Origin of the sequence: Streptomyces sp. SCPE 10 (assembly GCF_051980735.1) — a bacterium.
Classification (GTDB): Bacteria; Actinomycetota; Actinomycetes; order Streptomycetales; family Streptomycetaceae; genus Streptomyces; species Streptomyces misionensis.
Map to the genome: position 1 here is coordinate 4,434,749 of NZ_CP197069.1, position 12,139 is coordinate 4,446,887.

The window sequence follows — 12,139 nt, forward strand, 5'->3', positions numbered from 1 at the left end:
TCACTCGGGCTTCAGACAGCCGCTCTTGTCCAGCGCCTTCCCCTTCGGCCAGGCCAGCCGGACGAACTGGGCCCCGCCCTTGGTCAGCCGCACGATCGGTACGGCCTTGTCGTAGGGATTGCCGTGCCTGTCCAGGCAGATCCAGCCGCTCGCGCCGGCCAGCTTCAGCGAGCCGACGACACGCGGCCAGACGTTTCCGACGCTCTTGAGGGCGGGGATGTCCTCGCCCTGGGGCACCACCGCCCGCCGGATGCCTTCCACCGCGAGCCGCACCGCGTCGTAGCCGATGATCAGCTGGCCGTCGTCGAGCGCGACCGGGCCGATCGGCCCCCGCTTGTCGTCGTTCAGCAGCCCCCTGAGGACGTAGTAGTCGTCCGTGGACCCGCCGGTCTTCGGCGGGTCGTCCACCCAGGCGTCGGGGTGGGCGAGGGAGGTGTAGAGCACGGTGAGGTTCTGCTGGAGGGCCTCCTGGTCCAGGTCCTTGTCGTAGGTGAGGTAGGAGGCCTCGTCGCCGGTGAGGATCTGGAAGGAGTGCTCCTTGCAGCCGCGGCCGCCCAGCACGTTGACGAACTGCTGGAGATCGGCGTGCCGGCCCGCGAACAGGATCGTGTGGGTGTCCGCCGGTGTGTCGCACACGGTGTGCTTGATGTCCCGGAAGTCGGTCGAGGACTCGGACGGGGTGAAGGGCTGCTCCAGGACCGAGGTGTACGGCGAGCCCTTCAGCAGCGTCCCGAACGACTGCTTGAGCGAGTTGGTGTAGGGGTCGCCGGGGTCGGCGTACACCAGGATGGCCTTGTTCCCGTTCGGGTTCGCCTGGGCGTAGTGGGCGAGCGCGCGGGCCTCGTCGGCGTTGGTCGGCGCCACCCGGGCGAGACCGGGGAACGGGTTCGGCTTGCCGGGCTGCCCGTTGGCGAGCGTGTCGGCGGTGATGGAGGAGCCGACCACCGCGATCCGGTGCTCGGTCAGCTCTCTGACGGCGGCCTCGTTGGCGTCGGTGCTCTGCCCTATGCCGACCACCGCCCGCAGCCGGTCCTTGCCCCCGGTCATGCCTTCCAGCTGGTGGACCGCCGTCTTCCAGGTGTCCTTGCCGGTGCCCGAGTTCGCCAGCACCAGCCGGATCTTCGGGGACTGGTCCTCGCCATTGTGGTTGGCCCAGTACTGCGCGAGATAGGCGCCCTGGAGCTGGTGCTCGACGTCGTTGAGATCGGTCGTCTCGTGCGAGGTGAACGGCAGCATCAGCGCCACCGTCACAGAGGGGTCCGCTTTCTGCCCGTTCAGCGAGTCGTTCTCCTTGCGGATCGACTCCACCACCTTGCCGAACCGCTCCTGCCCGAAGTCGTACGGCCCGGTCGCCACGCCCAGGCACTCCTTGCCGCCCGCGGGGCGCGACACCCCCGGCGCGCACTGCCGGACCTCCCGCATCACGGTGCGCACCCCGAAGACCCCGCCGGCCACCAGCACCACCGCGAGCCCCAGGGACAGATACCGGCGCAGCGGGATCTCCCACACGTGCTCACGGACCCAGCTCCCCATGCCCCCGACCGCCATCAGGCCTCCCCACGCCCGTCGTCCTCGGGTTCGTCCGGGCCCTCCAGCGGGCGCCCGGCCAGCGCGGCGGCCGGCCAGTCCCGGGAGGCCCGCCACAGCAGCGCGCCCGCCGCGGGGCGCAGATTGGACAGTTGCTCCAGCTCGAAGCGGAGCCGGTCGCACACCTTCGGATCGGGCAGCACCAGCGGGTCCGTCAGCTCCCACACCGCGTGCAGCAGCCGCCGTACCCGCAGGTGGAGTACGGCGTCCACGTCCCGCGGCACCGCGTACCCGGCGTCCGTGGTCCCGAGCGCGACCGCGGCCCGCCGGTTGCCGCGCCCGCTGAAGTCACGGCCCTCGGCGTCGTGTGCGTGGAAGTAGGGCGCGGACGCGATGAAGCGCAGGGTCCGCAGCCAGGCCCGGGGGTCGGCGGTGGTGAAGTCGTCCCGCAGCCTGGCGACCGCCGACTCCGTGTTGCCGAGGGCGAGTTCGTGGTGCAGCCGGTACGGCGCCCGCTCCGGCCGCGTGTAGTGGTCGATCAGCGTCTGGTGCGCGCGGCGCCAGGAGGCGTGGTCCGCGTCGCGCAGGTGCAGCCGGAGCAACAGCAGCGCCCGCACGAACGGATCGCCGACGAACTGGCCCGGTACCACGGGCAGTCCCTCCTCGGCGAGCAGCGTCTGCAGTGCCCGGACGTCCGCGGGCCCGAAGGTGTCCGGCAGCAGCGCCGCGGCCAGGGCGCACGCCGAGTCGTGGTCGTGGGCGGCGGCCAGCACGGTCAGCTCCTCCAGGTACTCGGCCGGCACCAGCCGGTCCAGCAGCGCCTGGTGGGCGGGCAGCCCCCGCCGGTCCTCGGCCGGCCGGAACTCCGCGGTGAGCAGCTCGCCCAGCGAGGTCACGCCGGGCAGATGCTGCGCGGCCGACTCGGCGAGCAGCACCACGCCCAGCGGGTTCCCGCCGGTCAGCCGGTGGGCGGCGGCCGGGAGGTGGGACGGTACGGCGGTGTCCGAGCACAGCGCGCCGACGATGTGCAGCGTGTCGTCGGCGCTCAGCGGGGACAGCGCGACCAGCAGGGCACGCGAGGAGGGCGCCGAGTCCGGCGTCCACTCGGTACGCCGGGCGACCTCGGCCAGCTTCCGCCGTGTCGCGTTGGGCAGCTCCTCGCGCCCCTCGCCGCGCCGGGCGGCCACGAAGGCGACGCGGTCGCCGATGCCGTCGGCGCGGTCGCGCAGCACCGCCGCGGTCAGCTCGGGACCCGGTGACGACTGGGCGTTGTCGAGCAGCACCAGGGGCCGGCCGAGGCGCTGCATCTTCGCCATGAACCCGGTGTACGCCTCGGTGAGGTCGGCGAGCAGGGCCCGTACCAGATACCGCTCCGCGTGCTCGCGCGAGCCGCCGCCGTCCCGGAAGTGCTGGGACAGCAGGATCAGCCCGCGCTGGGAGCTGCCGCCCGCGTTCGGGTAGGACCGGTACCACTGGGACGCCTTCTGCTGCCGGTGGCCGGTGAACCCCTCGGCGACCGACTCCAGGGTGGCCTCCACCGCGCCCGAGACGAACGCGTTCCCGCCGGCGGCGGCCGCGACCACCTTCGCCGCGACCTTGGCCGCCCAGCGTCCGGCGAGCGAACCGAACCGCCCGCCGCGCTCGTTCAGCAGCAGGATGCGCTCGACCTCCCGGCGGATGCGCTCCGAGTCGGCGTCGCCCCAGCCGCCGGCGGCCACCGCGACCAGGCCCGACATCAGCCGCGGGAAGGCGATCCGCCCGGCGCCGGTCACCGGCTCGGCCAGCTGCTCCGCGATCACCAGCAGCGCGATGGCCGACGGCGACCAGGACTCGGGGGACCGACCCGCGGGCGGCTCCGTGAACTGGCGGGCCGAGCAGTCGATCAACGCGACCGGCGTATGCCCCTGGTAGGCGTCCCGCAGCGCGCCGAGGACCGCGCTCTTGCCCAGCCCCCGGGCCCCGGTGAGCACCACGAAGGGCGGCTCCTCCGGGTGCTCCAGAGGGTGGGCGCGATGGTGCCCGGGGGCCAGGCCCACCAGCCGGGGCGCGAGGCCGGCCGGATCCGCGTCGAACAGGGCCCCCCGCCCGTGCAACTGTGTGTGCACCGCATCTCCCCCCTCAACAACAGTGTAAAAAGGGGCAGTTGATCGACGCCAGGGCCAAAGTTGCCCGTTTGGGTAACGATGTGCGCTCACGACACCGCCGACAGGCGCCCGTGGCCCGCCGAGGCGATGTGGTCCCGCAGCCGCTCGACGTAGAGCCGCATGTTCTTCGCCGCCACGTCGGTGTCCGGGTACCGGGTGGCCAGCCAGAGCCCCTCGTGCTGCCGGTTCACCCAGACGCACACCTGGTCGCCGTACGACACCCGCAGCAGGGCGTGCGCCCGCATCTCCCGCCACCGGTCGGCGCCGGGCACCGACCGGGTGTCCACGTAGGAGACGATCGAGTACAGGTCCGGCGAGGTCGGCCGGAAGTCCGCGCCGAGCAGCGCCAGCACCCGGGCCAGCGGCATCCGGGCCAGCGCCCGGTTGGCGCCCAGCTCCGCCCGTACCGCCCGCAGCGCGTCCGGCAGGCCCCGGGTGCGGCCGACCGGCACCTCGATCGGGGCCCCGCCCACGTACCAGCCCACCGAGTCGGTCCAGCGCGAGCGCACCCGGGTGTGGAAGGGCACCACCGTCCGGTACACCGGCTGCCCGCCCAGTTCCTGCACGATCAGCGCGGTCGCCGCCAGCAGCCCGACCAGGGCCCCGCCGTACGGCCGGCAGTACGCCTCGAACGCGGCCGCCGTGTCCGCGTCCGCGAGCGGTTCGCACAGCATCGCCTGCCGGGGCAGCGGCCCGCCGGGCGTCAGGCCGAGGTCCACCGGGAAGGCCGGCAGGGTGCCGTCGCCGCGCCGGATGAACTCCCGCCAGCGCGCCACGATGTCGTGGCCGCCGTCGAGCCGGTCCGCGTCCGCCCGCTCGATCTCGCAGAAGTCCACGTAACTGGCGGCGGGGGTGCGGGGCTGCTCGGTGCGGCCGCCGCGGATGCCCGCGTACAGCTCGCTCACCTCGGCGGCGATCCGGGTCAGCGAGTAGGCGTCCACGTTGCTGTGGTCGAAGGCCATGTACACGCTGGCGGAGTCCTCGCGCACGACGGCCGTGTAGATGAGGTTCGGCCAGCGCAGGGCGTCCGCGACGGTGTCGAAGCGGTCCTGGAGATGGCGCACGAGCCGGTCGGCGTCGGTGAACTCGCCGACGTCCGTCCTGCTCAGGGACACGTCGGCGGGATCGAGGGTGAACCGGCGCAGTTCCTCGCCCGCCCAGCGGAAGCCGCTGCGCAGCGTCTCGTGCCGCAGCGTCCAGGAGCGCAGCGCCGCTTGCAGGGCGTCGAGGTCGACCGGGCCGGGCAGGTCGAACCCGGTGCCCAGCCAGGTCGGCACGAACAGGCCGTCCTCCCGGACGCACTTGGCGGTCCGGATGTGCGACTCCTGGATGTAGGCCGGCGGCCGCGAGTCCTCCGGCAGCCGGGTCGCCGCCGCGACGGTGGCCGGGCTCAGCGTCCACTCGACGAGCCGTCCCGGCCGTACTCCGCAGCGCTGGATGTCAGTGATTCGCACGCGTCTCCCATCGCAGAAGGGGGCCCCTGCTGGATGTGGGGCCCCCGTCAAGGCAATGACGGGGGACGCGCCCGGGACATGCCCGGCGGAGCCATTTCAGCGGAACGGGTGGCAGGGCGAACGGGGAAGTGATTAACCGACGGTGACGGTCGTGGTGCCGCTTCTCCGCCCTCGACGGGGTCCGCCGCGACCGCCCGCCGGAACCGGCCGGAGGCGCCGCCAAGCGCCCGGGAACGGCTCGGCCGGGCCCGGTTGCCGGGCCCGGGGGGTGGGTGGCCGATACTGGGACGCATGGCTTACGACGATCTTCGCTCCCTGCTCCGGGCCCTGGAGCGCGAGGGAGACCTCAAGCGCATCAAGGCCGAGGTCGACCCCTACCTGGAAGTCGGGGAGATCGTCGACCGGGTGCAGAAGGCCGGCGGCCCGGCGCTGCTCTTCGAGAACGTCAAGGGCTCGGCGATGCCGCTGGCCATGAACGTCTTCGGCACCGACCGCCGGCTGCTGAAGGCGCTGGGCCTGAAGTCGTACGGCGAGATCTCCGAGAAGATCGGCGGGCTGCTGCGGCCCGAGCTGCCGCACGGCTTCATCGGCGTCCGCGAGGCGTTCGGCAAGCTCGGCGCGATGGCGCACGTGCCGCCCCGGAAGGTCAAGGAAGCCCCCGTGCAGGAGGTCGTGCTGCAAGGCGACGACGTCGACCTCGACCGCCTCCCCGCCCTGTTCACCTGGCCCAAGGACGGCGGGTCCTTCTTCAACCTGGGCCTGACCCACACCAAGGACCCCGAGACCGGCGTCCGCAACCTGGGCCTGTACCGGCTCCAGCGCCACGACCGGCGCACCATCGGCATGCACTGGCAGATCCACAAGGACAGCCGCAACCACTACCAGGTGGCCGCGCGCCGGGGCGAGCGCCTGCCGGTCGCCATCGCCTTCGGCTGCCCCCCGGCCGTCACGTACGCCTCCACCGCCCCGCTCCCCGGTGACATCGACGAGTACCTGTTCGCCGGGTTCCTCGCGGGCAAGCGGATCGAGATGGTCGACTGCAAGACCGTGCCGCTCCAGGTCCCGGCCCAGGCCGAGGTCGTCCTGGAGGGCTGGCTGGAGCCGGGCGAGATGCTGCCCGAGGGCCCCTTCGGCGACCACACCGGTTTCTACACCCCGCAGGAGCCCTTCCCCGCGCTGAAGATCGACTGCGTGACCATGCGCAGGCGCCCGCTGCTCCAGTCGATCGTGGTGGGCCGGCCGCCGACCGAGGACGGCCCCCTCGGCCGCGCCACGGAACGCTTCTTCCTACCACTGCTGAAGATCATCGTTCCGGACATCGTGGACTACCACCTGCCCGAGGCCGGCGGCTTCCACAACTGCGCGATCGTCTCGATCGACAAGAAGTACCCGAAGCACGCGCAGAAGGTGATGCACGCGATCTGGGGGGCGCACATGATGTCCCTCACCAAGCTGATCGTGGTCGTGGACGCCGACTGCGACGTCCACGATCTGCACGAGGTCGCCTGGCGCGCCCTCGGCAACACCGACTACGCCCGTGACCTCACGGTCGTGGAAGGCCCCGTCGACCATCTCGACCACGCCTCCTACCAGCAGTTCTGGGGCGGCAAGGCCGGGATCGACGCCACGAGGAAGTGGCCGGAGGAGGGCTACACGCGCGACGGCGGGTGGCCGGACATGGTCCTGTCGGACCCGGATACGGCGGCCCTGGTGGACCGCCGCTGGAAGGAGTACGGCCTGTGAGCACGGCCGCCGCCATGCCCCGGCCGGGGCGCACCAAGGCGTTCCTGCGCCTGGTGATGATCGAGCACTCGGTCTTCGCGCTGCCCTTCGCGTACATCGCCTCGCTGACGGCGATGTACGAGTGGGACGAGAACATCCACTGGGGCCGGCTGCTGCTGGTCACGGTGTGCATGGTCGGCCTGCGCACGTTCGCGATGGCCGTCAACCGGATCATCGACCGCGAGATCGACGCGCGTAACCCGCGCACCGCCCACCGCGAACTGGTGACGGGCGCGATGTCGGTGCGGCACGCCTGGACCGGCGCGCTGGTCGCCCTGGTGATCTTCCTGGGCGCGGCGGCGCTGCTGAACCCGCTGTGCCTGGCGCTGGCCCCGGTCGCGGTGATCCCGATGGTGGTCTACCCCTACGGGAAGCGGTTCACCAACTTCCCGCAGGCCATCCTGGGCCTGGCGCAGGCCATGGGGCCGATCGGCGGCTGGCTGGCCATCTCCGGCACCTGGTCCTGGGACGCGGTGGTCCTCGGTCTCGCGGTCGGCATCTGGATCGGCGGCTTCGACCTGATCTACGCCTGCCAGGACGTGGAGACGGACCGCGCCATCGGCGTGAAGTCGGTCCCGGCCCGCTTCGGCATCCCGGCCGCGATCCGCGGCGCCCGGGTCTGCCACGCCATCACCACCGCGCTCTTCGTCTGGTACGCCCTCGCCACCCACGCCGGCCCCTTCTTCTGGCTCGGCCTGGTGATCGTCGCCGGTGCGTTCCTCTACGAGCACTCCATCGTCCGTCCCAACGACCTCTCCCGCCTCAACCGGGCGTTCTTCAACGTCAACGGTTTCATCGGTATCGCCCTTTTCGTGTGCGCCCTGCTGGACCTGCTGGTCCGGGGGCTGACCGTCTGAACCCGGGGGCGCGGCCCGGGGCTTGCCCCCACCCGGCCTGAGCCCGGGTGGGCGCGCCGGTACGCTCAAGGTGTGAACGCAGGAGAAACGCGGCGCGTGCCTTGGATCGTGGGGGTGTCCGGAGCTTCCGGGACTCCCTATGCGGCTGCCGTGCTGCGGGGGCTGCTGGGGGCGGGGGAGGCGGTGGACCTGGTGGTCAGCCGGGCCTCCCGGCTGACGCTGCTGGACGAGACGGGGATCTCGTTCCGGGACGCCCACTGGCAGGACGACCTGCGGGAATGGCTGGCCCGGGGCGCCGACGGCAAGCCCGGGACCTTCGATGTGGACCTTTCCGGGGTGCGGTACTGGAACGCGGGCGACCTCGCGGCGGGGCCGTCCTCCGGCTCGTACCCGGCGAAGGGCATGCTGATCGTGCCCGCCTCCACGGCGTGCGTGGCCGGTGTCGCGCTCGGGCTGTCCAAGGACCTGCTCCAGCGCACCGCGAGCGTCACACTGAAGGAACGCCGGACCCTCGTCGTCGCCGTACGGGAGACCCCCCTGAACGGCCAGACCCTGCGGCACCTCGTCGCCCTGGACGACGCCGGCGCCTCGGTCGTCCCCGCCTCGCCCGCCTTCTACGCGGGCGCCACCCACATCCAGGACCTGGTGGACTTCGTCGCCGGGCGGGTGCTGGACGCGGCGGGTGTCGAACACGGCCTGTACCGGCGCTGGCGCGGCGAGCTGGGCGGCGGTACGACCCAGCAGTAGCGCTCTACCCCTCATCACTCGAGAACTCTTCAGCGGAAGGCTTCGATCGCATGGACGCGGTGGACAGGCAGCTCATCCAGGCCCTGAGGGAGAACGGCCGGGCCTCATACGCGGAGCTGGGACGCCTCGTCGGGCTGTCGGGCCCCAGCGTCACCGACCGCATCAACCGGCTGGAGGCGGCCGGGGTCATCACCGGTTACCGCGCCACGGTCGACTCGGCCTCCCTCGGCCTCGGCGTCACCGCCCTGATCGGCATCTCGCTGTCCGACGCCGCCGACCACGAGGACGTGGCGCAGCGGCTGCGGGACCTCAAGGAGATCGAGGACTGCTGGTTCATCGCCGGCGACGACTCCTTCATGCTCAAGGCGCGGGCGACCGACGTGGACGGCCTGGAGCGGATCATCCGCCGGCTCAGCGGTACCAAGGGCGTGTCCCGCACCCGTACCACGATCGTGCTCTCCACCAAGTGGGAGAACCGGGTCGGGGAACTGCCGGAAGAGGTCTAGGGATACCGTAGGCCGGACTGTCGTAGAAAGGTGTTGGCATGGACGTCGGGCTCAAGCGCGAGCTGGAGGAGAAGGTCCGTTCCGGTGAGCGGCTGACCCGCGAGGACGGCATCGCGCTGTACGAGTCGGACGATCTGGCCTGGCTCGGCGGCCTGGCGCACGAGGTGCGGACGCGCAAGAACGGCGACGTGGTGCACTTCAACGTCAACCGGCACCTGAACATGACGAACGTGTGCACGGCCTCCTGCGCGTACTGCTCCTTCCAGCGCAAGCCGGGGGAGAAGGACGCGTACACGATGCGCATCGAGGAGGCCGTCCGGCTCGCGAAGGCGATGGAGACGGAGAACCTCACCGAGCTGCACATCGTCAACGGGCTGCACCCGAACCTGCCGTGGCGGTACTACCCGCGGTCGCTGCGCGAGCTGAAGGCGGCCCTGCCGAACGTCTCGCTGAAGGCGTTCACGGCGACGGAGATCCACCACTTCGAGACGATCTCCGGTCTGTCGGCGTCGGAGATCCTGGACGAGCTGATCGACGCGGGTCTGGAGTCCCTGACCGGCGGCGGTGCGGAGATCTTCGACTGGGAGGTCCGTCAGCACATCGTGGACCACAAGACCCACTGGGAGGACTGGTCCCGCATCCACCGGCTGGCGCACGAGAAGGGTCTGAAGACCCCGGCCACCATGCTCTACGGCCACATCGAGGAGCCGCGCCACCGCGTCGACCACGTGCTGCGGCTGCGTGAGCTGCAGGACGAGACGGGCGGCTTCCAGGTCTTCATCCCGCTGCGCTACCAGCACGACTTCGTGGACATGAAGGACGGCAAGATCCGCAACCGCCTCCAGGCGCGGACGACGATGGCGACGGGCGCGGAGGCGCTGAAGACCTTCGCGGTCTCCCGGCTGCTGTTCGACAACGTCCCGCACGTCAAGGTCTTCTGGGTCATGCACGGCGTCCAGACCGCGCAGCTGGCCCTCCAGCACGGCGCGGACGACATGGACGGCTCGGTCGTCGAGTACAAGATCACCCACGACGCGGACAACTACGGCACCCCGAACAAGCTGACCCGCGAGGACCTCCTGGACCTCATCCGCGACGCCGGCTTCCGCCCCGTGGAGCGCAACACGCGCTACGAGATCATCCGCGAGTACGACCCCGCGGACCCGTCCCGCCGGGACGCCCCGCAGCCGATGCGCGTCTGACCCTCCGCCCCCCGGGTACCCGGCGCGCATGGCCACCACCGGCGCGCCCGAGGACGCCTACACCGCCGAGCCCTTCCTGCCCGGGCGCGGCGGGCTGGCGGCGCTGCGGGAGGCGGCGGCCGGATGCCGAGGGTGTCCGCTGCACCTCCACGCATCGCGGACGGTCTTCGGCGAGGGGAGCGCGGACGCCCGGCTGATGCTCGTGGGGGAGCAGCCCGGGGATCAGGAGGACCGGAAGGGGAAGCCCTTCGTCGGCCCCGCGGGCCACCTCCTGGACCGGGCGCTGGAGGAGGCCGGCCTGGATCCCGCGGAGGCGTACGTCACCAACGCGGTCAAGCACTTCAAGTTCGCGCGGACCGAACCCGGCAAGCGCAGGATCCACCGCGCCCCCACCCTGCGGGAGATGACGGCCTGCGCCCCCTGGCTGGAAAGAGAGCTGGCACTCGTCGAGCCCGAGCTGATCGTCGTGCTGGGCGCCACCGCCGGCAAGGCCCTCCTCGGTTCCTCCTTCCGGGTCGGCCGGGTCCGCGGCACCGTCCTGGAGGAAGAGATCCACGGCCACCGCGAGCGGCTGGTGCCCACCGTCCACCCCTCCTCGGTCCTGCGCGCCGAGGACCGCGACACGGCCTACCGGGGCTTCCTCGCCGACCTCAAAGTGGCCGCACGCGCCCTCGGATGACGGCTGCGGTCCCTCGCGGGCCTTCGGCTACCGGGAGACCGGCCGCGTCCCCGGCGCCGTACGGGTCGCGCCGGGCGACGACCGCGACGAGATCACCATGGTGCTGCGGCTCGGCCGACCCCACTGCAAGATCGCCCGCGAGGCGTGCTTCACTGGACGATGACCCCTTTTGGATTCGGACGAGTGGATTGAGATGCTCCGCTACACGCTGATGCGCCTCGGTATCTTCGTGGGCTGCCTCCTGGTCGTCTGGGGAGCCGTCTACGCCGGCATCTTCCCGCGCGGCCTCGGCAGCTCCAACGGCCTGTGGATCCTGCTGCTCGCCCTGGTCGTCTCGGCGCCGATCAGCTGGGTGGCGCTGCGGAAGGAGCGGGACCGGGCCTCGCTGCACATCGTGGGCCGGGTCGACCGGATGAAGGCGAACCTGGAGGCGAACCGCACCCAGGAGGACATCGCCGACGACGCCGCGCGCGCCCAGAGCCAGGTGTCGTAGCGCCGGTCCCGGCCGGTCACCGGCGCTCGGTCCGCCCCGGGCCGGGATCGCCGAAGATCACCTGAGCCCGTCGCGGGCGCCTTACCCTTGCCCTCATGGGTGCCGTCAGGACCAAACGGATGCCGAGGGCGGAGCGCGAGCGGCAGATGCTCGACGCCGCCGTGGAGATCATCGGCCGGCACGGCTACACGGCCGCGTCGATGGACGACATCGCCGAACTGGCGGGCGTCTCCAAGCCGTTGGTCTACCTGTACCTCAACTCCAAGGACGACCTCTTCACCGCCTGCATCCGCCGTGAGGCCGCCGCCCTGACCCGGGCGGTACACGCGGCGGTGCGCCCGGACCGGCCGGCCGAACGCCAACTCTGGGACGGCGTCCAGGCGTTCTTCGCCTACACCGCAGAGCACCCCGACGGCTGGACCGTCCTCCACCTCCAGGCCCGCACCCACGGCCCGAAGTTCGCCGCCGAGGCCGATCTGATGCGCGCGGAGCTGGCCGCCTTCGTCACCCGGCTGATCGCGTCCGCCGCCCGCGAGTCCCAGCCCGCCGGCGACCTGCCGGAGCACGAGGTCGCCGGCCTCGCCATGGCCCTGATCGGCGCGGCGGAGTCCCTGGCCGACTGGGCCAACACCACCGACGGCGTCACCGCCGCCCAGGCCGCCGGCACGCTGATGAACTTCGCCTGGTCGGGCCTGGGCAACCTCATGGCCGGCAACCGCTGGACCGCGCCGGACACCGGCTGAGCCTC

The 12,139-nt window shown here is 71.9% G+C and carries 11 protein-coding genes; 8 read left to right on the forward strand and 3 right to left on the reverse strand.

The window, feature by feature from the left end; all coding sequences use genetic code 11:
• The 3 genes from ACSP97_RS20600 to ACSP97_RS20610 all read right to left on the reverse strand — a co-directional run bounded on the left by ACSP97_RS20600 (position 1) and on the right by ACSP97_RS20610 (position 5,125).
• Positions 1–1,548: an ABC transporter substrate-binding protein gene (locus ACSP97_RS20600; protein ID WP_358271051.1), complete on the reverse strand. Its 1,548-nt coding sequence runs from the start codon at positions 1,546–1,548 to the stop codon at positions 1–3.
• Positions 1,548–3,632 (reverse strand): hypothetical protein, encoded by a 2,085-nt coding sequence (locus ACSP97_RS20605; RefSeq protein WP_364733695.1) that lies wholly within the window; start codon positions 3,630–3,632, stop codon positions 1,548–1,550. Before ACSP97_RS20605 ends, ACSP97_RS20600 begins: the two co-directional genes overlap by 1 nt.
• 86 nt (positions 3,633–3,718) lie before the next feature.
• On the reverse strand, positions 3,719–5,125 hold the full coding sequence (locus ACSP97_RS20610; RefSeq protein WP_355145238.1) for a condensation domain-containing protein: 1,407 nt from the start codon (positions 5,123–5,125) through the stop codon (positions 3,719–3,721).
• Between the two features lie 291 nt (positions 5,126–5,416).
• On the opposite strand from ACSP97_RS20610, the gene ACSP97_RS20615 reads away from it, so the two are divergent.
• From ACSP97_RS20615 to ACSP97_RS20650, 8 genes are all read left to right on the forward strand, one after another.
• Positions 5,417–6,868, forward strand: coding sequence for a menaquinone biosynthesis decarboxylase (locus tag ACSP97_RS20615; RefSeq protein WP_355145239.1), 1,452 nt, complete (start codon positions 5,417–5,419; stop codon positions 6,866–6,868).
• Between the two features lie 14 nt (positions 6,869–6,882).
• Positions 6,883–7,764 carry a menaquinone biosynthesis prenyltransferase MqnP gene (mqnP, locus tag ACSP97_RS20620; protein WP_440558457.1) on the forward strand — a complete coding sequence of 294 codons (882 nt, stop codon included), beginning with the start codon at positions 6,883–6,885 and terminating at the stop codon, positions 7,762–7,764.
• A 96-nt stretch (positions 7,765–7,860) separates the two neighbouring features.
• Complete coding sequence (locus ACSP97_RS20625) at positions 7,861–8,511, forward strand: UbiX family flavin prenyltransferase (RefSeq protein WP_355145241.1); 651 nt, start codon at positions 7,861–7,863, stop codon at positions 8,509–8,511.
• A gap of 50 nt (positions 8,512–8,561) precedes the next feature.
• On the forward strand, positions 8,562–9,017 hold the full coding sequence (locus ACSP97_RS20630) for an Lrp/AsnC family transcriptional regulator (protein ID WP_070025304.1): 456 nt from the start codon (positions 8,562–8,564) through the stop codon (positions 9,015–9,017).
• A gap of 38 nt (positions 9,018–9,055) precedes the next feature.
• Positions 9,056–10,219 (forward strand): aminofutalosine synthase MqnE, encoded by a 1,164-nt coding sequence (gene mqnE / locus ACSP97_RS20635; protein ID WP_355145243.1) that lies wholly within the window; start codon positions 9,056–9,058, stop codon positions 10,217–10,219.
• Between the two features lie 28 nt (positions 10,220–10,247).
• The gene (locus ACSP97_RS20640; RefSeq protein ID WP_358271047.1) at positions 10,248–10,898 is read left to right on the forward strand and encodes a UdgX family uracil-DNA binding protein; all 651 of its coding nucleotides are present in this window, start codon (positions 10,248–10,250) and stop codon (positions 10,896–10,898) included.
• A gap of 193 nt (positions 10,899–11,091) precedes the next feature.
• Complete coding sequence (locus ACSP97_RS20645) at positions 11,092–11,391, forward strand: DUF4229 domain-containing protein (protein ID WP_355145247.1); 300 nt, start codon at positions 11,092–11,094, stop codon at positions 11,389–11,391.
• A gap of 95 nt (positions 11,392–11,486) precedes the next feature.
• Positions 11,487–12,134 (forward strand): TetR/AcrR family transcriptional regulator, encoded by a 648-nt coding sequence (locus tag ACSP97_RS20650; protein WP_440553719.1) that lies wholly within the window; start codon positions 11,487–11,489, stop codon positions 12,132–12,134.
• The last annotated feature ends 5 nt before the right edge of the window (positions 12,135–12,139 follow it).